General features: G+C 68.9%; 20 protein-coding genes and 4 tRNA genes. 6 read left to right on the top strand and 18 right to left on the bottom strand.

Annotated features, from left to right (window positions below; all coding sequences use genetic code 11):
- Nucleotides 1–50: 50 nt before the first annotated feature.
- From rpoB to QOM21_RS20090, 9 genes are all read right to left on the bottom strand, one after another.
- On the bottom strand, nt 51–3,536 hold the full coding sequence (gene rpoB, locus QOM21_RS20130; protein ID WP_398553592.1) for a DNA-directed RNA polymerase subunit beta: 3,486 nt from the start codon (nt 3,534–3,536) through the stop codon (nt 51–53).
- Nucleotides 3,537–4,161: 625 nt separating this feature from the next.
- Nucleotides 4,162–4,545, bottom strand: coding sequence for a 50S ribosomal protein L7/L12 (rplL, locus tag QOM21_RS20125; RefSeq protein ID WP_393892714.1), 384 nt, complete (start codon nt 4,543–4,545; stop codon nt 4,162–4,164).
- A gap of 81 nt (nt 4,546–4,626) precedes the next feature.
- Nucleotides 4,627–5,178 carry a 50S ribosomal protein L10 gene (gene rplJ / locus QOM21_RS20120; RefSeq protein WP_393892715.1) on the bottom strand — a complete coding sequence of 184 codons (552 nt, stop codon included), beginning with the start codon at nt 5,176–5,178 and terminating at the stop codon, nt 4,627–4,629.
- A gap of 292 nt (nt 5,179–5,470) precedes the next feature.
- The gene (locus QOM21_RS20115) at nt 5,471–6,325 is read right to left on the bottom strand and encodes a hypothetical protein (RefSeq protein WP_407551971.1); all 855 of its coding nucleotides are present in this window, start codon (nt 6,323–6,325) and stop codon (nt 5,471–5,473) included.
- A 145-nt stretch (nt 6,326–6,470) separates the two neighbouring features.
- Nucleotides 6,471–7,187 carry a 50S ribosomal protein L1 gene (gene rplA / locus QOM21_RS20110; protein WP_407551969.1) on the bottom strand — a complete coding sequence of 239 codons (717 nt, stop codon included), beginning with the start codon at nt 7,185–7,187 and terminating at the stop codon, nt 6,471–6,473.
- An 80-nt stretch (nt 7,188–7,267) separates the two neighbouring features.
- A complete protein-coding gene (gene rplK, locus QOM21_RS20105) occupies nt 7,268–7,702 on the bottom strand; it encodes a 50S ribosomal protein L11 (RefSeq protein WP_401474424.1) in 435 nt (144 codons plus the stop codon).
- Between the two features lie 169 nt (nt 7,703–7,871).
- Entirely contained in the window at nt 7,872–8,741 is an 870-nt protein-coding gene (gene nusG / locus QOM21_RS20100) for a transcription termination/antitermination protein NusG (RefSeq protein WP_407551967.1), read from the bottom strand.
- 72 nt (nt 8,742–8,813) lie between these two features.
- Complete coding sequence (gene secE / locus QOM21_RS20095) at nt 8,814–9,110, bottom strand: preprotein translocase subunit SecE (RefSeq protein ID WP_407551965.1); 297 nt, start codon at nt 9,108–9,110, stop codon at nt 8,814–8,816.
- 110 nt (nt 9,111–9,220) lie between these two features.
- Nucleotides 9,221–9,293: transfer RNA gene (locus QOM21_RS20090), tRNA-Trp, on the bottom strand.
- Nucleotides 9,294–9,476: 183 nt separating this feature from the next.
- Here QOM21_RS20090 and QOM21_RS20085 point away from each other — a divergent pair.
- A complete protein-coding gene (locus QOM21_RS20085) occupies nt 9,477–10,739 on the top strand; it encodes a pyridoxal phosphate-dependent aminotransferase (protein ID WP_407551963.1) in 1,263 nt (420 codons plus the stop codon).
- A 152-nt stretch (nt 10,740–10,891) separates the two neighbouring features.
- The gene (locus QOM21_RS20080; protein ID WP_407551962.1) at nt 10,892–11,932 is read left to right on the top strand and encodes an adenosine deaminase; all 1,041 of its coding nucleotides are present in this window, start codon (nt 10,892–10,894) and stop codon (nt 11,930–11,932) included.
- Here the strand turns inward: QOM21_RS20080 and QOM21_RS20075 are convergent.
- The 6 genes from QOM21_RS20075 to QOM21_RS20050 form a co-directional block, all read right to left on the bottom strand.
- Nucleotides 11,922–12,977, bottom strand: a complete 1,056-nt coding sequence (locus QOM21_RS20075) for a UDP-N-acetylmuramate dehydrogenase (RefSeq protein WP_407551960.1) — start codon at nt 12,975–12,977, stop codon at nt 11,922–11,924. The two genes, QOM21_RS20080 and QOM21_RS20075, sit on opposite strands and share 11 nt — an antisense overlap.
- Before the next feature lie 107 nt (nt 12,978–13,084).
- Nucleotides 13,085–13,519, bottom strand: coding sequence for a MaoC family dehydratase (locus QOM21_RS20070; RefSeq protein WP_407551958.1), 435 nt, complete (start codon nt 13,517–13,519; stop codon nt 13,085–13,087).
- 1 nt (nt 13,520) lies between these two features.
- A complete protein-coding gene (locus QOM21_RS20065) occupies nt 13,521–13,973 on the bottom strand; it encodes a MaoC family dehydratase N-terminal domain-containing protein (RefSeq protein WP_407551956.1) in 453 nt (150 codons plus the stop codon).
- 86 nt (nt 13,974–14,059) lie between these two features.
- Nucleotides 14,060–14,224 (bottom strand): 50S ribosomal protein L33, encoded by a 165-nt coding sequence (rpmG, locus tag QOM21_RS20060; RefSeq protein ID WP_006604855.1) that lies wholly within the window; start codon nt 14,222–14,224, stop codon nt 14,060–14,062.
- A gap of 88 nt (nt 14,225–14,312) precedes the next feature.
- Nucleotides 14,313–14,385 (bottom strand) — tRNA-Met (locus QOM21_RS20055).
- Between the two features lie 44 nt (nt 14,386–14,429).
- Nucleotides 14,430–14,502: transfer RNA gene (locus QOM21_RS20050), tRNA-Thr, on the bottom strand.
- 181 nt (nt 14,503–14,683) lie between these two features.
- On the opposite strand from QOM21_RS20050, the gene QOM21_RS20045 reads away from it, so the two are divergent.
- Both QOM21_RS20045 and QOM21_RS20040 read left to right on the top strand, forming a co-directional pair.
- Nucleotides 14,684–15,958, top strand: coding sequence for an amidohydrolase family protein (locus QOM21_RS20045; protein ID WP_407551954.1), 1,275 nt, complete (start codon nt 14,684–14,686; stop codon nt 15,956–15,958).
- Nucleotides 15,959–16,057: 99 nt separating this feature from the next.
- Nucleotides 16,058–16,720 carry an SDR family oxidoreductase gene (locus tag QOM21_RS20040; protein WP_407551952.1) on the top strand — a complete coding sequence of 221 codons (663 nt, stop codon included), beginning with the start codon at nt 16,058–16,060 and terminating at the stop codon, nt 16,718–16,720.
- An 86-nt stretch (nt 16,721–16,806) separates the two neighbouring features.
- Here QOM21_RS20040 and QOM21_RS20035 read toward each other — a convergent pair.
- Nucleotides 16,807–16,888, bottom strand: a tRNA-Tyr gene (locus QOM21_RS20035).
- Between the two features lie 188 nt (nt 16,889–17,076).
- On the opposite strand from QOM21_RS20035, the gene QOM21_RS20030 reads away from it, so the two are divergent.
- On the top strand, nt 17,077–17,565 hold the full coding sequence (locus QOM21_RS20030) for a YajQ family cyclic di-GMP-binding protein (protein ID WP_407551950.1): 489 nt from the start codon (nt 17,077–17,079) through the stop codon (nt 17,563–17,565).
- 143 nt (nt 17,566–17,708) lie between these two features.
- Complete coding sequence (locus QOM21_RS20025; RefSeq protein ID WP_407551948.1) at nt 17,709–18,443, top strand: antibiotic biosynthesis monooxygenase; 735 nt, start codon at nt 17,709–17,711, stop codon at nt 18,441–18,443.
- Between the two features lie 19 nt (nt 18,444–18,462).
- Here QOM21_RS20025 and QOM21_RS20020 read toward each other — a convergent pair whose 3' ends face one another.
- Nucleotides 18,463–18,855, bottom strand: a complete 393-nt coding sequence (locus QOM21_RS20020; RefSeq protein ID WP_407551946.1) for a YccF domain-containing protein — start codon at nt 18,853–18,855, stop codon at nt 18,463–18,465.
- 133 nt (nt 18,856–18,988) lie between these two features.
- Nucleotides 18,989–19,849, bottom strand: coding sequence for a zinc metalloprotease HtpX (gene htpX, locus QOM21_RS20015; protein ID WP_407551944.1), 861 nt, complete (start codon nt 19,847–19,849; stop codon nt 18,989–18,991).
- Nucleotides 19,850–19,950 lie beyond the last annotated feature (101 nt).

Here is a 19,950-nt window from a genome sequence, read left to right as displayed (position 1 = left end):
GGGGGTCCGGGGACGGCCGGGGCTCCTTGTGGGAGCCCCGGCCAGACCCGTCAGACCTCTTCGACGCTGCTCGGCTCGCGCCGGGACAGGTCGATACCGAGCTCTTCCGCTGCACGGAAGACGTCCTCGTCGGTGTCCCGCATCTCGATGGACATGCCGTCCGAGGACAGCACCTCCACGTTGAGGCACAGGGACTGCATCTCCTTGATGAGCACCTTGAAGGACTCGGGGATGCCGGGCTCAGGGATGTTCTCGCCCTTGACGATGGCCTCGTAGACCTTCACGCGGCCGGTCACGTCATCGGACTTGATCGTCAGCAGCTCCTGGAGGGCGTACGCGGCGCCGTAAGCCTCCAGCGCCCACACCTCCATCTCACCGAAGCGCTGGCCACCGAACTGGGCCTTACCACCGAGCGGCTGCTGGGTGATCATCGAGTACGGACCGGTCGAGCGCGCGTGCAGCTTGTCGTCGACCAGGTGGTGGAGCTTGAGGATGTACATGTAGCCGATCGAGATCGGCTCGGGGAACGGCTCACCGGAGCGGCCGTCGAACAGCCGCGCCTTGCCGGAGCCCTTCACCATGCGCTCGCCGTCGCGGTTCGGGATCGTGGACTCGAAGAGACCGGAGATCTCGTCCTCGCGCGCACCGTCGAACACCGGGGTGGCGACGTTGGAGCCGGGGGCGACCTCGTCGGCGGAGATGGCGTGGAGACGCTTCTTCCACTCCTCCTCGACACCCTCGACCTTCCAGCCCTGGCTGGCGAGCCAGCCGAGGTGGATCTCCAGGACCTGGCCCGGGTTCATTCGGGACGGGACACCCAGCGGGTTGAGGATGATGTCGACCGGGGTGCCGTCCTCCAGGAACGGCATGTCCTCGACCGGCAGGATCTTCGAGATGACGCCCTTGTTGCCGTGACGGCCGGCGAGCTTGTCACCATCGGTGATCTTGCGCTTCTGGGCGACGTAGACGCGGACCAGCTGGTTCACGCCCGGGGGCAGCTCGTCGCCCTCTTCGCGGTCGAAGACGCGGACGCCGATGACCTTGCCGATCTCACCGTGCGGCACCTTCAGCGAGGTGTCGCGCACCTCGCGCGCCTTCTCACCGAAGATCGCGCGGAGCAGGCGCTCCTCGGGGGTCAGCTCGGTCTCACCCTTGGGCGTGACCTTGCCGACGAGGATGTCGCCGGCGACGACCTCGGCACCGATACGGATGATGCCGCGCTCGTCGAGGTCGGAGAGGACCTCTTCGGAGACGTTCGGGATGTCCCGGGTGATCTCCTCGGGGCCCAGCTTGGTGTCACGGGCGTCGACCTCGTGCTCCTCGATGTGGATCGAGGAGAGGACGTCGTCCTGCACGAGGCGCTGCGACAGGATGATCGCGTCCTCGTAGTTGTGACCCTCCCAGGGCATGAACGCCACGAGCAGGTTCTTGCCGAGCGCCATCTCGCCTTCGTCCGTGGACGGACCGTCGGCGAGGACCTGGCCCTCGATGACCCGCGCGCCCTCGTCCACGACGACCTTCTGGTTGAAGGAGGTGCCCTGGTTGGAGCGGGTGAACTTGGCGACGCGGTACGTGGTGTACGTGCCGTCGTCGTTGGCGACGGTGACGTAGTCCGCGGAGACCTCCTGGACCACACCGTCCTTCTCCGCCTTGATGACGTCACCGGCGTCGACCGCGCAGCGGTACTCCATGCCGGTGCCGACCAGCGGGGCCTCCGCCTTGATCAGCGGAACGGCCTGGCGCATCATGTTCGATCCCATGAGCGCGCGGTTGGCGTCGTCGTGCTCGAGGAACGGGATCATGGCGGTCGCGGCCGACACCATCTGGCGCGGCGAGACGTCCATGAAGTCCACCTCGTCGACGGTGACGAGGTCGACCTCGCCGCCACGACGACGGACCAGCACACGCTGCTCGGCGAAGTGCATGTCCTCGGTCAGCGGCGCGTTGGCCTGCGCGATCAGGAAGCGGTCCTCCTCATCGGCGGTGAGGTAGTCCACCTCCTCGGTGACCTGGCCGTCGACGACCTTGCGGTAGGGCGTCTCGATGAAGCCGAAGACGTTGACCCGGCCGTAGGAGGCCAGCGAGCCGATCAGACCGATGTTGGGACCTTCGGGGGTCTCGATCGGGCACATGCGGCCGTAGTGCGAGGGGTGCACGTCACGGACGTCCAGGCCGGCCCGCTCACGCGACAGACCACCCGGGCCGAGCGCCGAGAGACGACGCTTGTGGGTCAGACCCGACAGCGGGTTGGTCTGGTCCATGAACTGCGACAGCTGGCTGGTGCCGAAGAACTCCTTGATGGAGGCGACGACCGGCCGGATGTTGATCAGGGTCTGCGGCGTGATCGCCTCGACGTCCTGGGTGGTCATGCGCTCACGCACGACGCGCTCCATACGAGCCAGACCCGTGCGGACCTGGTTCTGGATGAGCTCGCCGACGTTGCGCAGACGACGGTTGCCGAAGTGGTCGATGTCGTCGGTCTCGACGACGATCGTCCGGCCGGACTCGCCGGTCGTCTCGGTCTCGCCTGCGTGCAGCTTGACCAGGTACTTGATCGTCGCGATGACGTCGTCGGTGGTCAGCACACCCGCGTCGAGCGGCTCGTCGCCACCGAGCTTCTTGTTGACCTTGTAGCGGCCGACCTTGGCGAGGTCGTAGCGCTTGGGGTTGAAGTAGAGGTTCTCGAGCAGCGTCTGCGCGGCCTCACGGGTGGGCGGCTCGCCCGGACGCAGCTTGCGGTAGATGTCGAGCAGCGCGTCGTCCTGGCCCTGGGTGTGGTCCTTCTCCAGGGTGGCGCGCATCGACTCGTACTCGCCGAACTCCTCAAGGATCTGCTCGGTCGTCCAACCGAGAGCCTTGAGCAGGACGGTCACGGACTGCTTGCGCTTACGGTCGATGCGCACACCGACCATGTCGCGCTTGTCGATCTCCAGCTCCAGCCAGGCACCACGGGACGGGATGACCTTGGCCGAGAAGATGTCCTTGTCGGACGTCTTGTCGATGGAGCTGTCGAAGTAGACGCCCGGCGAGCGGACCAGCTGCGAGACGACGACACGCTCGGTGCCGTTGATGCAGAAGGTGCCCTTGTTCGTCATGAGCGGGAAGTCGCCCATGAAGACCGTCTGGGACTTGATCTCGCCGGTCTCGTTGTTGGTGAACTCAGCGGTGACGAAGAGCGGAGCCGCGTACGTGAAGTCGCGCTCCTTGCACTCGTCGATGGAGTTCTTCGGGGGCTCGAAGCGGTGGTCGCGGAACGTCAGCGACATCGACCCGGAGAAGTCTTCGATCGGGGAGATCTCTTCAAAGATCTCTTCGAGACCGGACTTGGTGGGGACTTCCTGCCCACTCTCCAGCGCAGCCTCGACGCGACCCTTCCATGCGGCATTGCCGAGCAGCCAGTCGAAGCTTTCGGTCTGCAGCGCAAGGAGGTTCGGAACCCCGAGGGGCTCCTTGATCTTCGCAAAAGAGATGCGCAGCGGGGCGGTGCTGTCGCCGTTGTTCGTATTGGCAGTCGAGGCGTTGCGCGAGGCGGCCAAGAGGGGGTCCTTCCGAGGGCTCGGACTCACTACGCGCGTACCGGTCCCGGATCGAGCAGTCGGAAGGAAAGCCCTGGTCAGGGCGGTCATCCAGCTGAACTCGGATTCAGGTATGCCCCTGGTGACGGGCAGGGAGCAGCTAACAGGCAGCGCAAAGGGTCAGTGTAGCCACTTGGCACACTGATGTCCAGAGCGAGGTTCCGGAGACCGGCTCAGCACCGTGATACCGATCTTCTCCCTCCGGGAGGTCTCGCCCTCCGAACCGGAGGAACTCCTCGTTGTTCTTCTCTACGCCCAATGCCCTGCGCCTGCCGAAAGCCCTGCGCCAGTGGCGCACACCGATGCTTCCCTCTTCGTCCGCGATCCATGCCTCGGACCCTGGATCGCTTCTGCGTCGCGTCCCGAGAATTGCGCGCCGCGTCCGGTTCGTCAAGGCCCCCCACCTCAGGGAGATCGTCACATAGGGCCTGTCCGGACGACGAAGATCACCATACTCGCACGTCGGGCCGGGGCAACGCAGCCGTGGCCGAGAGCGCCGAAGGGCGACCACCCGCATGGGTGATCGCCCTTCGCTGTGCCCCGAGCGCCTCAGGCGCTCAGGACGTGAGTCGGAGACTCAGTGAAGTCACTTGACCTCGACGGAGGCGCCGGCGCCCTTGAGGGACTCGGCAGCCTTGTCCGCGGCGGCCTTGTCGACCTTCTCGAGGACGGGCTTCGGGGTGCCGTCGACGAGGTCCTTGGCCTCCTTCAGGCCCAGGGAGGTCAGCTCACGCACGACCTTGATGACCTGGATCTTCTTGTCGCCGGCGCCGGTGAGGATGACGTCGAACTCGTCCTGCTCCTCGGCAGCCTCGGCCGGGGCGCCCGGGGCACCGGCGGCGGCAACGGCGACCGGGGCGGCAGCCTCGACGTCGAACTTCTCCTCGAACAGCTTCACGAACTCGGAGAGCTCGATGAGGGTCATCTCTTCGAACTGCGCGAGCAGGTCTTCCTGGCTGAGCTTCGCCATGGTGGCGGTCCTTCCACTAATTCGGCTGGTGCCGGATGTACATGAATGGCGGGCGTACGGGCCCGCTGGGCGGACGAGTGGTTACTCGGCAGCCTCGGCGGGAGCCGGCGTACCGGCACCGCCCTGCTCGACCTTGCTGCGAAGCGCGTCCGCGGTGCGGGCGAACTTCGTGAGCGGGGCCTGGAAGGTCGCCGCGGCCTTGGCCATGGACGCCTTCATGCCACCCGCCAGCTTGGCGAGCAGAACCTCGCGGGACTCGAGGTCCGCAAGCTTCTTGATCTCGTCGGCGGACAGCGCCTTGCCGTCAAGGACACCGCCCTGGATGACGAGAGCGGGGTTCTCCTTGGCGAAGTCACGAAGACCCTTCGCCGCCGTGACCGGGTCACCGGTAACGAAGGCAACAGCGGTCGAGCCCTTGAGGTGCTCGTCCAGCTGAATCCCGGCCTCATTGGCCGCGATCTTGGTCAGCGTGTTCTTCACCACACGGTACTGAGCGTTCTCACCGAGCGAACGACGCAGCTCCTTGAGCTGCGCAACGGTAAGACCGGTGTACGCGGTCACTACAGCAGCGTTGGAGTTACGGAACTTGTTCGTAATCTCCTCGACGGCTGCGACCTTGTCGGGCCTCGCCATGAGCCTCGGCCTCCTTCCGGGTGATGAGGACCGCGCAGAAGGGGCTGGGCAAAACAAACGCCCCGGCGCAGGCGCACGGGGCGTGACTCGACCGGGCATACGTCCGGGAGTTCATCCACACATACCTGCGCAGGCCGTCCGCAATAGCTAGCGGATCCTTCGGCCACCACACGCCCGAGATCGGACGCGCAGAGACAACCAGCGGTCTTTGGCTTCTCGGATACGGTACGGGACGGCCTGCGCTCAGGCAAATCGGCAAAGAGGGGGCGGCAACGGCGCCCCCTCGGCCCGGCTACTGGGAGATCTTGTCGAAGTCGACGGTCTCGCCCGCCGGCGGCTCCTCGACGGTGACCTTGGTGCCGTAGTCGGAGTAGAACACCGTCGAGTCGAAGACGGCGGTCTTGCTGTCGGTCAGCTCGCGCTTCTTGACCAGCAGGTTGTCCGCGTTGATCCACAGATCGATGGTCTCGTTCTTCGTACCCGACTGCTCCAGCTGCTGCTGGAGGGCCTTCATGTCCGACTCGCTGATGTTCTTGGACTGCATACGGGTCAGCTCGGCCACCGAAAGCGTGCCGGTGAAGTGGGTCGCCTGGACGCCGCGGACGTCTTCCTTGCCGACTTCCTTGACCTTGCCCGAGGCGATCAGCAGCTCCATCGCACGGGTCGGGTTGTTGTTCTGCATCTGGTCCTTGAGCAGCGCGCCGGCCGGACCCATCTTCTGGGCCAGGGCGTCGTAGTCGTACTTCACCCAGGACTTGCCGCCCAGCGGCATTCCGGCGGCGCCCATGTTCATGAACATCGCCTGCGGCGTGTAGAGCGCCTTGATGGGCTTGCCCGCCACCGGGGACTGCGTCCCGGACTGGGTGATGTCGACGTTCATCCGCATGCCCTGGGACCAGTCCAGGGCGCCCTTCATGGCCTGGTTCGACGGTCCGTTCTTGACCGTGCCGTCGACCTTGGCGGACTTCTCGCCGTCCGTCTGCTGCGAGGCCGTCCGCAGCGAGGCCAGCGCGGCCTGCAACGGAGACTGCTTCTCCCCCGCCGCGTCGCTCCCGCCACCGCTGCCGCCGCTGCCGCCGTTACAGGCGGTGAGACCGGCCATCATGACAACTCCCGCCACAGCGGCGGTCATACGAGTGCTACGCACTTGAGGCTCCCCCTTTAGATCTCCTTTATGGACCTCGGGGGTGACTGTAGTGCAGGGCACCGACACCGAACGCCTCAGGCCCCGCTCTCCCTGGGGAGAGCGGGGCCTGAGGGACGTACGCGCTACGAGGCGTCGATCAAGGAGATCAGACGGCCTCGTCCTCGACGAGGAGGTTGCGGGTGCGGTTGGAGTCCAGCGGGATGCCGGGGCCCATCGTGGTGGTGATGGTGGCCTTCTTGATGTAGCGGCCCTTGGCGGCGGACGGCTTGAGGCGGTTGATCTCCTCGAGCGCCGCGGCGTAGTTCTCCACCAGCTTGGTCTCGTCGAAGGAGACCTTGCCGATGATGAAGTGGAGGTTCGCGTGCTTGTCCACGCGGAACTCGATCTTGCCGCCCTTGATGTCGGTGACAGCCTTGGCGACATCCGGGGTGACGGTGCCGGTCTTCGGGTTCGGCATCAGACCACGCGGACCGAGCACGCGGCCGAGGCGGCCGACCTTGCCCATGAGGTCCGGGGTGGCGACGACGGCGTCGAAGTCCAGACGGCCCTTGGAGACCTCGTCGATCAGTTCGTCGGAGCCGACGATGTCGGCGCCGGCGGCTTCCGCGGCCGCAGCACGGTCACCGGTCGCGAAGACCAGGACCCGGGCGGTCTTACCGGTGCCGTGCGGAAGGTTCACGGTGCCACGGACCATCTGGTCGGCCTTGCGCGGGTCAACGCCCAGACGCATGGCGACCTCGACGGTCGCGTCGAACTTGACGGACGAGGTGTCCTTGGCGAGACGGACGGCCTCGAGCGGGGCGTACAGACGCTCCCGGTCGATCTTCGCGTCCGCGGTGCGAAGAGTCTTGCTGCGCTTCACTGCTGCTCCTGAGTGCTGGAGATGGAGTCGTGGTGCGGGCCAGCGCCTGGCCCTGCCACGGGGTGCCTACGAGGTGGCGGTCAGCCCTCGACCGTGACGCCCATGGAACGCGCGGTACCGGCGATGATCTTCGCCGCGGCGTCCAGGTCGTTCGCGTTCAGGTCGGGCATCTTGGTCGTGGCGATCTCGCGCACCTGGGCGTCGGTGATCTTGGCGACCTTCTTGGTGTGCGGCTCGCCGGAGCCCTTCTCCACACCCGCGGCCTTGAGGATCAGCTTCGCGGCCGGCGGAGTCTTGGTGATGAAGGTGAAGGAGCGGTCTTCGTAGACCGTGATCTCCACCGGCACGACCATGCCACGCTGCGACTCGGTCGCGGCGTTGTAGGCCTTGCAGAACTCCATGATGTTGACGCCGTGCTGGCCCAGCGCGGGGCCGACCGGCGGAGCCGGGTTTGCGGCGCCGGCGCTGATCTGGAGCTTGATAAGCCCCGTGACCTTCTTCTTCTTGGGAGGCATGCTCTCTCCGGGTCCTAGTGAGAGTTGTTTCGCCCCGCAATCCGGTCATCCGGATGGAGGCATACCGCACAACGATAACGGGTATAGTCGCGCGGCCAAAAACCGAGCAGGTCAGAAGGGCTGCGAAGCCCGTCTGACCTGCTCGGTATGGCTGGTGGTCCGGAAGAAACTAGTTCTTCTGGATCTGGTCGAAGCTGAGCTCGACCGGGGTCTCGCGGCCGAAGATCTCGACGAGGCCCTTGACCTTCTTCGAGTCGGCGTTGATCTCGTTGATCGTCGCCTGCAGCGTCGCGAACGGGCCGTCGGTGACGGTGACGGAGTCGCCCACCTCGAAGTCCAGGACCTGGACCTCGACCTTGCGGGACGGCGCCGGCTTGCCCTCGGCCGCGGCGGCCTCCTTGGCGGCCTTCTCCTCGGCCTCCGGGGCGAGCATCTTGACGATCTCGTCCAGCGTCAGCGGGTACGGGTCGTAGGCGTTGCCGACGAAGCCCGTGACACCCGGGGTGTTGCGGACGACGCCCCAGGACTCGTTCGTCAGGTCCATGCGCACCAGGACGTACCCGGGGAGCTTGTTCTGCCGGACGGTCTTGCGCTCGCCGTTCTTGATCTGGGCGACCTCTTCCTGCGGCACCTCGGCCTGGAAGATGAAGTCCTCGACGTTGAGCGAGACGGCGCGCTGCTCGAGGTTGGTCTTCACACGGTTCTCGTAACCCGCGTAGGTGTGGATGACGTACCACTCGCCGGGGAGGGTGCGCAGCTCGTCACGGAGGGCGGCCACCGGGTCGACCGGCTCCTGCTCCTCCGCCGGCTCCGCCGACTCGTCCTCGTCGGCCGCGTCGTTCTCGACGTGCACCGCGGCCTCTTCGGCGGGCTCGCCGGCAGCAGCGTTCTCGGCGTCGATCTCGTCGGCGCCGTCGGCGTTCTCGACGATCTCCAGAGCGGTGTCGTCGCCCTCGACCTCGGCCGAGACGGCCTCGTCAACGTCGGCCTCTGCAGCCGCGACGGGCTCGGCGGCGTCGTTCAGGTTCGGGTCAGACACGTGGCTGCTTCTTCCTTGCTTCAAGGGGTTGAACATGCGAAAAGGCGCCCGCTGAGGCGCCCTCCGCGGGGGTCAGCCGAAGACGTACCCGACGACTCGGTTGATACCCAAGTCAATCACGGTTACGAGACCGATGATGATGACAACGAAGACGATCACCACGCTGGTGTACGTCGACAGCTGGCTGCGCGTCGGCCAGACGACCTTGCGGAGTTCCGCCACGACCTGGCGGTAGAAGAGCGCGAGCCTCGCGAAGGGGCCCTTCTTGCCGCGCTTACCGCCGCGACGGGGCTTCTTCTGGGATTCCTCGGATGCATCGTCGGAACGACCGCGCTCAGGCATGTCGATGGAGCCCAGGGCGTCCGTCACTCGTCCTCACCTGAATCCGGGTCGTGGCCGTGCCGCGCCCGGTTGAGCCGCACGGCGGTGCATTTCAGTACGTACGCGTGCACGCACTTTGAGTGATCAAGTGCGTGTAGCAGGGCCGGAGGGACTTGAACCCCCAACCGCTGGTTTTGGAGACCAGTGCTCTACCAATTGAGCTACGACCCTTTGTGGTTCCCCCAACCTACCGCATGCGGCCGACTGCACTAAGTGCGTGAGTCGCGGCGGCCTGTTGGGAGCCAACGGTCAGCGAGTGTACGTGCTTCCGGGCCGGGCGTCGAACAGAAACGTCCCGGGTGGTGCCGCCAAACCCATGTGTCCGGCCGGTCGGCGGTCTGCGACGATGCATATATGAGCGCTGCTACTCCTTCTGCATCGTCCCCCGCCACCCCTCCCCAGGGATCGCCCACCGACCGTCGGGTATCCGCTCGCGTCGGCTCGATCTCCGAGTCCGCGACCCTGGCCGTCGACGCCAAGGCGAAGGCCCTCAAGGCCGCCGGGCGTCCGGTGATCGGCTTCGGAGCCGGTGAGCCCGACTTCCCCACGCCCGACTACATCGTCGAGGCGGCCGTCGAGGCCTGCCGCAACCCCAAGTTCCACCGCTACACCCCGGCCGGCGGCCTCCCCGAGCTGAAGTCCGCGATCGTCGCGAAGACGCTGCGTGACTCCGGCTACGAGATCGAGGCCGCCAACGTCCTGGTGACCAACGGCGGCAAGCAGGCCATCTACGAGGCGTTCGCGGCCGTCCTCGACCCGGGCGACGAGGTCATCGTCCCGGCGCCGTACTGGACGACGTACCCCGAGTCGATCCGCCTCGCGGGCGGCGTGCCGGTCGACGTGATCGCCGACGAGACCACCGGGTACCGCGTGACCGTCGAGCAGCTGGAGGCGGCCCGCACGGCCCGCACCAAGGTGGTGCTGTTCGTCTCGCCGTCGAACCCGACCGGTGCGGTCTACAGCCGCGAGCAGGTCGAGGCCATCGGCCGCTGGGCCGCGGAGCACGGCCTGTGGGTCATGACCGACGAGATCTACGAGCACCTGGTCTACGGCGACGCCGAGTTCAGCTCGCTGCCGGTCGTCGTGCCGGAGCTGCGCGACAAGTGCATCATCGTCAACGGCGTGGCCAAGACGTACGCGATGACCGGCTGGCGGGTGGGCTGGGCGATCGCCCCGAAGGACGTCATCAAGGCCGCCGCGAACCTCCAGTCGCACGCCACCTCCAACGTCTCCAACGTCGCGCAGGCGGCGGCGATCGCGGCGGTCTCCGGTGACCTCGCCGCCGTCGACGAGATGAAGGTCGCCTTCGACCGGCGGCGTCGCACGATCGTGCGGATGCTCAACGAGATCGACGGCGTGCTGTGCCCCGAGCCGGAGGGCGCGTTCTACGCCTACCCGTCGGTCAAGGAGCTGCTGGGCAAGGAGATCCGCGGCAAGCGCCCGCAGACCAGCGTCGAGCTGGCCGGCCTGATCCTGGAGGAGGCGGAGGTCGCCGTCGTTCCCGGCGAGGCCTTCGGCACCCCCGGCTACCTGCGGCTTTCCTACGCGCTCGGCGACGAGGACCTCGTCGAGGGCGTCTCCCGGCTGCAGAAGCTGCTGGCCGAGGCGAAGGACTGACATCGCGGCTCCCCGCCGCCCTCGGGCGGGCGGGAGCCGACGTGTGCGAGCGGGCGTCCGGAGGGTTCCGGGCGCCCGCTCGCACGTTCCCTTGGACACCCCTTCGGGAAAGGCCCTACCGGCGCGCCGGGTGCATGCGGCAAGATCTCTGGATGGAGAGCTTTCGTGAGGTCCGCCGGTTGCCGAAGGCCCATCTGCACCTGCATTTCACCGGTTCGATGCGGGCCACGACGCTGCTGGAGCTCGCCGACAAGTACGGCGTACATCTGCCCGAGGCCCTCCGCGGCGGTGAGCCGCCCCAACTGCGCGCCACCGACGAGCGGGGCTGGTTCCGCTTCCAGCGGCTCTACGACATCGCGCGGTCCTGTCTGCGGTCCCCCGAGGACATCCAGAGACTGGTGCGCGAGGCGGCCGAGGAGGACGTCCGGGACGGGTCGGGGTGGCTGGAGATCCAGGTCGACCCGACGTCGTACGCACCGCGGCTCGGCGGTCTGATCCCGGCACTGGAGATCATCCTGGACGCCGTCGCGAGCGCCTCCCGGGACACCGGCCTCGGCATCCGCGTGCTGGTCGCCGCGAACCGGATGAAGCACCCCCTGGACGCCCGGACGCTGGCGCGCCTCGCGGTGCGCTACGCCGATCGCGGCGTCATCGGCTTCGGCCTGTCCAACGATGAACGCCGGGGCTTCGCAAGGGACTTCGACCGCGCGTTCGCCATCGCCAGGGAGGGCGGTCTGCTCGCCGCGCCGCACGGCGGTGAGCTGTCGGGGCCGGCGAGCGTGCGGGACTGTCTGGACGATCTGCACGCCGGGCGGGTGGGCCACGGCGTACGGGCGGCGGAGGACCCCGCACTGCTGCGCCGCCTGGCTTCCCGAGGTGTGACCTGCGAGGTGTGTCCCGCGTCGAACGTGGCGCTGGGGGTCTACGAGAAGCCCGAGGACGTGCCGCTGCGGACGCTGTTCGAGGCCGGGGTGCCGATGGCCCTGGGGGCGGACGACCCGCTGCTGTTCGGCGCGCGGCTGGCCGCGCAGTACGAGATCGCGCGCTCCGCGCACCGCTTCACCGACGCCGAGCTGGCGGAGCTGGCCCGGCAGTCGGTCCGCGGCTCGCGGGCGCCGGAGGACGAGCAGCGGCGGCTGCTGGCGGGGATCGACGCCTGGCTGGCGGACGACCCGGCGTCGGCTACAGGCTGACGCCGACCGTCACGGGCTCGTTGACGAGCGCGACACCGAAGGCCGCGTGCACACCGTCGCGCACCTCGCGGGCCAGGGCGAGGAGGTCCTCGGTGGTGGCCTCACCGCGGTTGGTGAGGGCGAGGGTGTGCTTGGTGGAGATGCGGGCCGGGCCGCTGCCGTAGCCCTTGGTGAAGCCGGCGCGGTCGATGAGCCAGGCGGCGGAGGTCTTCACCCGGCCGTCGCCCGCCGGGAAGGCCGGCGGTGCGGTGTCGGGCCCGAGGCGGTCGTGGACGCGCTGCACGAAGGCGGCGTGCTCCTCCTCGGTGAGGATCGGGTTGGTGAAGAAGGATCCTGCCGACCAGGTGTCGTGGTCCGCGGCGTCCAGCACCATGCCCTTGCCCGCGCGCAGGGCCAGGACGGTCTCCCTGGCGGTGGCGGCCGGCACCCGGTCGCCCGGCTCCACGCCGAGGACGCGGGCGGTCTCGGCGTACTTCAGGGGCGCGGAGAGCCCGCCGGCGTCCTCCAGGGCGAAGCGCACCCGCAGCACGACGAACCGGTCGGGGTCCTGCTTGAAGCGGCTGTGACGGTAGGAGAAGCCGCAGTCGGCGTTCGGGATCGTGACGGTCTCCCCGGCGCGGCGGTCATAGGCGACGACCTCGGTGACGGTCGCGGAGACCTCCTGGCCGTACGCGCCGACGTTCTGGATCGGCGTGGCGCCCGCGGACCCCGGGATGCCCGCCAGGCACTCGATCCCGGCCAGTCCGGCCTCGACCGTGCGGGCCACCGCGTCCGACCAGTTCTCGCCCGCGGCCAGCGTCAGCGTCGTGCCGTCGAGCGCGAAGCCCCGGGTCGCGATGCGCAGCGCCGTGCCCTCGAAGCCCTTGTCGCCGATGACGAGGTTGCTGCCACCGCCGATGAGCAGCAGGGGGGTGCCGGCGTCGTCTGCCGCGCGGACGGCCGCGATCACCTCGTCGTCGGTGGTGGCCGTGACGAGGCGGGAGGCGGGACCACCGAGCCGGAAGGTGGTCAGCGGGGCGAGGGGGGCGTCGTGGAGTTCCTGCACGCGCCCAAGGGTACGGGGGCGGCCCGGCAGCCGTCGGCCGGCCGCCCCGGGCGGGGCGGCTCCGGGCCTGCGTACGCCCCGCCCGGGCGTGTCCTTCGGGGTCAGCCCTAGGCGAGCCGGACCACGGCGCGGGACATGCCCAGCACCTTCTGGCCCGCGCTGGTCGCGGTGAGGTCGACGCGGACCGTGCGGTCGTCGTCGTCGAGCTTGGCCGCCACCTTGGCGCTGACCTCGATCAGCGCGCCGGTCTCGTCGTTGGGGACTATGACGGGCTTGGTGAAGCGCACGCCGTACTCGGCGACGGCGCCGGGGTCGCCCACCCAGTCGGTGACCACCCGGATCGCCTCGGCCATGGTGAACATGCCGTGCGCGATGACGTCCGGCAGTCCGACCTCCTTGGCGAACTTCTCGTTCCAGTGAATCGGGTTGAAGTCACCGGAGGCGCCCGCGTACCGGACGAGGGTGGCGCGGCTCACGGGGAAGGACTGCGCCGGGAGTTCGGTGCCGACCTCGACGTCGTCGTAGGAGATCTTCGCGGGCATCTCAGGCCTCCTCGGCGGCGCGGGCCACCAGCTTGGTGAAGGCGGTCACGACGTGTTCGCCGGCCTCGTCGTGCACCTCACCGCGGATGTCGATGATGTCGTTGCCCGCCATGGTCTTGATCGCCTCGATGGTGGAGGTGACGGCCAGTCGGTCGCCGCTGCGCACCGGCCGGGTGTAGGCGAACTTCTGGTCGCCGTGCACCACCCGGCTGTAGTCCAGGCCCAGTTGCGGGTCCTCGACGACCTGTCCCGCGGCCTTGAAACTGATCGCGAACACAAAGGTCGGCGGCGCGATCACATCGGGGTAGCCGAGGGCCTTGGCCGTCTCGGTGTCCGTGTATGCGGGATTGCTGTCACCGATGGCCTCGGCGAATTCGCGGATCTTTTCCCGGCCGACCTCGTACGGGTCGGTGGGCGGGTACGTGCGTCCGACAAAAGACGGGTCGAGCGCCATGGGCTCGCAACCTCCCTGTACAGAAGTGGTGACAACGCCGTGAGGCCGCCCCCAGAAATGGGGACGGCCTCACGAACGAGCCTGAGTTATCGCGTCTCGCGGTGCGCAGTGTGCGAGTTGCAACGGGGGCAGTGCTTCTTCATCTCAAGACGGTCCGGGTCGTTGCGCCGGTTCTTCTTGGTGATGTAGTTCCGCTCCTTGCACTCCACGCAGGCCAGCGTGATCTTCGGGCGGACGTCTGTGGCAGCCACGTGAGTGCTCCTTGACGGACGGATGGACGGGTGAACGCATAAAAGAGTAGCCGATCGGAGGACCGAGCCCACAATCGGCTACTGTCAGTAGCGGTGACCGGACTTGAACCGGTGACACAGCGATTATGAGCCGCTTGCTCTACCGACTGAGCTACACCGCTGCGATGTGGGAGACCCCGCCCGAAGGCGAGGAACCTCACACCAGAGCCCCAATACGGAATCGAACCGTAGACCTTCTCCTTACCATGGAGACGCTCTGCCGACTGAGCTATTGGGGCGAGCGATGAAGACATTACACGGCCCGCAGCCAAAGGTGAAATCCGTATCCGGGCCGTCCCCCAGCCGCCTCGCGCACCACACCGGTACGACTTTTCGCGCCTGCTCGAAGCTCTCCCGGCGGCCCCCTAGGCTCGGCGCAACGCTGCGTGATCTTGCACGCCCGTGCCTTCGAGGAGCGCGATGTCCGACGGTTCGCCGCAGCCGCAACCACAGCCGGGACAGCCCGGGAAGCCCGATCGTTCCGGTCGAGTTGCAAGGTCGGACGCCGGAGCGCTGCTGCTGTGCGGCGCCCGCCTCGCCGACGGACGCACGGTGGACGTACGGCTCGGCGGCGGGCACATCGAGGCCGTCGGGACGACCGGCAGCCTCCCGGCGCAGAGTTCCCGCGTGGACCTCGCCGGCTATCTCCTGCTGCCCGCCCCCGCCGAACCCCACGCACACTGCGACACGGCCCTGACCGCGGACTCCGACGGGCCCGCCTCCGACTCGCCCGAGGACGTCCAACGGCGCACGACGGAGGCCGCGCTGCTGCAACTCGGGCACGGGGCCACCGCCTCGCGCAGCCACGTACGGATCGGCGACGTCCAGGGCCTGCGGTCGCTGGAGGCGGTGCTCGCGGCCCGCAGGTCGCTGCGCGGCCTCGCGGAGCTGGCGGCGGTCGCGGTCCCGCGGGTGCTGACCGGGGTGGCCGGCGCGGACGGGCTGGCGATGCTGCGGGACGCCGTGAAGATGGGCGCCTCGGTCATCGGCGGCTGCCCGGATCTCGACCCGGACCCGGCCGGGTACATGGAGACGGTCCTGGAGATGGCCGGGGAGCACGGCTGCCCGGTGGACCTGCACACGGACGGCGACGACCCGGCGCGGCTGGCGCGCTTCGCCGCGATGGCCGGCGGGCTGCGGTCCGGGGTGGCATTGGGGCCGTGCGCCGGGATGGCGCGGATGCCGCGCAGCGTCGCGTCCCGGGTGGCAGAGCAGCTCGCCGCCGCCGACGTCGCCGTCGTCTGCCTCCCGCAGGGCGACTGCACCGCCCTGGAGCGCTACGGCTCCCGGGTGTCCCGGCCTGCGCCGGTGCGGCTGCTGCGCGCGGCCGGGGTGCGGGTCGCGGCGGGCAGCGGGGCGCTGCGCGACGTGGCGAACCCGGTGGGCCGCGGCGACCCCCTTGAGGCGGCGTATCTGCTGGCCTCCTTGGGGGAGGCCACGCCGGAGGCGGCCTACGAGGCGGTGAGCGGCGCGGCGCGGGCGACGCTGGGCCTGCCGGAGGTACGTGTCGAGGCGGGCTTCCCCGCCGAGTTGCTGGCGGTACGCGGCGAACGGATCGCCGGTGTGCTCTCGCTCGCCTACAGCCGGATCGTGGTGCACCGGGGGCGAGTTGTCGCGCGCACCAGCGCGGTGCGGGAGTACTGCGATTCGGCGGCGGAGGTGGCGCTGGATCTGCCCCGGCAGTCACAGCGCTGAGCCGTGGCCCCGACAGCGGTGCGGTGCACTGCCCCTGACGGCCCGTGAGCCCGGCCCGGTCCTTCGGCGTGCGGCCCACTTCGGCGTACGGTCGGCACCATGCGCATTGTCATCGCAGGTGGACATGGTCAGATCGCGCTTCGGCTGGAGCGGTTGCTCGCCGGGCGCGGGGATGAGGTCGCGGGCATGATCCGCCGGCCGGAGCAGGCCGGGGACTTGCTGGCCGCGGGTGCCGAGCCGGTGGTCTGCGATCTGGAGTCGGCGTCGGTGGAGGAGGTCTCGCGGCACCTCCAGGACGCGGACGCGGCCGTCTTCGCGGCGGGCGCCGGGCCGGGCAGCGGCGTCGAGCGGAAGGAGAGCGTGGACCGCGGCGCGGCCTCCCTCTTCGCCGACGCGGCCGAGGCCGTGGGCGTACGGCGCTTCCTCGTGGTGTCGTCCATGGGCGCGGACCGTGAGCCGCCGGAGGGCACGGACCCGGTCTTCGCGGCGTACCTGCGGGCGAAGGGCGCCGCGGACGCGGACGTACGGGCGCGGGCCGGCCTCGACTGGACCATCCTGCGGCCCGGCCGCCTGACCAACGACCCCGGCACCGGCCTGGTGACCCTGGCCGACGCGACCGGCCGGGGCGAGGTGACGCGGGACGATGTCGCGGCCGTCCTCGCGGAGCTGCTCGCCGAGCCGGGCATGATCGGCCGGACGCTGGAACTGATCAACGGTGATGTCCCGGTCGCCGAGGCGGTCCGCGCGGTGGCCGCGCACTGAGTCCGGGCCGGACGGGCGGCCGCCGCGCCCATACGAAAGGGGCCCCCGGACCGTATTTCTACGATCCGGGGGCCCCTTCACACCTGTGGCGGCGCCAGGATTCGAACCTGGGAAGGCGAAGCCGGCAGATTTACAGTCTGCTCCCTTTGGCCGCTCGGGCACACCGCCAGGGTTTGCTGCCGGGAGATCCGCTGTGGGCGGCGCTCTGTGGCAACGACGTAAACCATACCTGATGGCCGGGGGTGGTTCGCCACTCGATTCCGCGGCGCCGGATCACCGGTGGGTGGCTAGGCTGGCGGGGCGGTCCGGCACGGGCCGTAGCCCTGACGGATCTACGTACGAGGAGCCAACTCAACATGGCCGACTCCAGTTTCGACATCGTCTCGAAGGTCGAGCGGCAGGAGGTCGACAACGCCCTCAACCAGGCCGCCAAGGAGATCTCGCAGCGCTACGACTTCAAGGGCGTGGGTGCGTCGATCGAGTGGTCGGGCGAGAAGATCGAGATGAAGGCCAACGCCGAGGAGCGGGTGAAGGCCGTTCTCGACATCTTCCAGTCCAAGCTGATCAAGCGCGGGATCTCGCTGAAGGCGCTGGACGCCGGCGAGCCGCAGGCCTCGGGCAAGGAGTACCGGATCTCCGCCTCGATCGAGGAGGGGATCTCGCAGGACAACGCGAAGAAGGTCGCCAAGATCATCCGCGACGAGGGCCCCAAGGGCGTGAAGGCGCAGGTGCAGGGCGATGAGCTGCGGGTCAGCTCGAAGAGCCGGGACGACCTGCAGTCGGTGCAGCAGCTGCTCAAGGGGAAGGACCTGGATTTCGCGATCCAGTTCGCGAACTACCGGTAGCAGCCGGCGGCCGGCGGCGGCAGGAGTGCTGCCGGCGGGTCGGACCGGGTGGGGCGGTGTGCCAGGGGCGCGCCGCCCCACCGGCGTTGTACGGCGGTGGCGGGGGTTGACCTCAAGTCCGGTTGAGGCCGGAGGGTGCTGCCATGACATCGACGCATTCACCGGATGGGGTGGACTCCGGGTCCGGCGACGCCTTTCGCACGGACGTGTTTCCCGAGATCCGGCGGCCGGACAGTGGCCTCGTGCTGATCGGCGAGTGGGACGCGGGCGGCCCCGAGGGGCAGCGGGCGGCCCAGGACGGGGTGGCGCGCGCCTGGGAGAAGACGCCGCTGCCGGCGGGTTTCCTGTCGCGGGTGATGTTCGCCGGGACGGACGGGCGCAGCGTGCTCGATTACGCGCAGTGGACGAGCGGCGCGGCCCACCGGGAGTTCGTATCGCGCGAGGAGAACCGGCCGCGTGAGGGGCTCGCGGCGGCTCCGGTCGGTGTCGGGGGTGAAGGTGACGCGGGGCCCGGCCGCTTCCGGCTGTACCGCAGCCTGCTGCCGCAGGGCGCGGCGCCCGCGTCGGGGTGCGTGGTGCGCGTCGCCTTCCGGACGGCGGGGGAAGGCGACGCGCGGCAGCTCGTCGACGGGCTGATGGACATGTTCGACGGCCGGCAGAGCGGGGCGGGCGGCATCGCCTCGCACTTCCATCTCTCCGAGGACGGCACCCGGGTCGTCAACTACAGCGAGTGGACGGATGCGGAGTCGCACGAGCGGGTGGCCGTCGCGAAGCTGAGGAGTGGCGGGCAGGTGATGCGGCTGATCGCGAGCCTCCCGGGCGTCGAACCGCTCGGCTTCCGGCGGTATACGTCGCCCCGGGGGCTCGTGCGGGCCTGATCTGCCGGGAGGCCGCCGGTCAGCGGACGCTGAAGGGCTGGTCGGTGGGCACGATGTCGCGGCCCAGCGGCAGCAGGGAGATCGGGATCATCTTGAAGTTGGCGATGCCGAAGGGGATGCCGATGATCGTCACGCACAGGGCCAGGCCGGTGACGATGTGGCCCAGGGCGAGCCACCAGCCCGCGAAGACGATCCAGATGACGTTGGCGATCGCCGAGCCGGCGCCGGCGTCGCGTCGTTCGACGGTGGTCCGGCCGAACGGCCACAGGGCATAGCCGGCGATCCGGAAGGACGCGATGCCGAAGGGGATCGTGATGATGAGGATGCAGCAGATGAGACCCGCGATGACGTAGCCGATCGCCAGCCACAGGCCGCTCAGGATCAGCCAGAGGATGTTGAGGAGGAACTTCATGATCGTCAGCCTTCCACGGGCACGGCGAGAAATGTGTCTGGGGTGAAGGACGCCCTGAGTGCCCTGCGGCGTTGCGCCGGCGGAGGTCCGGTGCACCGGGGGCGGGGCGGTGGTGGACGACGGCCACCGGGCGTCATGGGCGGTGGCCCGCCATCTCTTCGAGACGGGCGATGCGCTCGCGCATCGGGGGGTGGGTGGCGAAGAGCTTCGACATGCCCTCCGCGCGGAACGGGTTGGCGATCATCATGTGGCTGGCCGTCTCGATACGCGGCTCGGGCGGCAGCGGGAGCTGCTTGGTGCCCGCCTCCAGCTTGCGCAGGGCGGAGGCGAGGGCCAGCGGGTCGCCGGTGAGCTGGGCCCCCGAGGCGTCCGCGGCGTACTCGCGGGAGCGGCTGACGGCGAGCTGGATCAGGGACGCCGCCACCGGCCCGAGGATCATGATCAGCAGCATGCCCAGGAGGCCGGGGCCCTCGTCGTCGTCGGATCGGCCTATCGGGATCAGCCAGGCGAAGTTGACGAGGAACATCACGACGGAGGCGAGGGCGCCGGCGACGGACGAGATCAGGATGTCGCGGTTGTAGACATGGCTCAGCTCATGGCCGATGACGCCGCGCAACTCGCGTTCGTCGAGCAGTTGCAGGATCCCGTCGGTGCAGCAGACGGCGGCGTTGCGGGGGTTGCGGCCGGTGGCGAAGGCGTTGGGCGCCTGGGTCGGGGAGATGTACAGGCGCGGCATGGGCTGGCGGGCGGCCGTCGAGAGTTCGCGGACCATGCGGTAGAGCCCGGGCGCCTCGAACTCGCTGACGGGGCGGGCCCGCATGGCCTTGAGGGCGAGTTTGTCGCTGTTCCAGTACGCGTAGGCGTTGGTGCCGAGGGCGACGACGACGGCGACGATGAGGCCCGTACGGCCGAAGAGGCCGCCGATGACGATGATGAGGGCGGACAGTCCCCCGAGGAGTACGGCGGTCCTGAGCCCGTTGTGCCGGCGGTGCACGGTACGCCCTCCAAGCGGTGCGGCAGGGGAACCCTTGCTTCGAACTCCACTCTCCAGTGGACCCTTACTCACCGGTCAACGCCAGATGAGGAGGGCTGGTT

The organism is Streptomyces sp. Pv4-95 (assembly GCF_045782725.1).
Classification (GTDB): Bacteria; Actinomycetota; Actinomycetes; order Streptomycetales; family Streptomycetaceae; genus Streptomyces.
The sequence above is the reverse complement of the archived record's forward strand: the minus strand, read 5'-3'. Positions and strand labels throughout refer to the sequence as shown.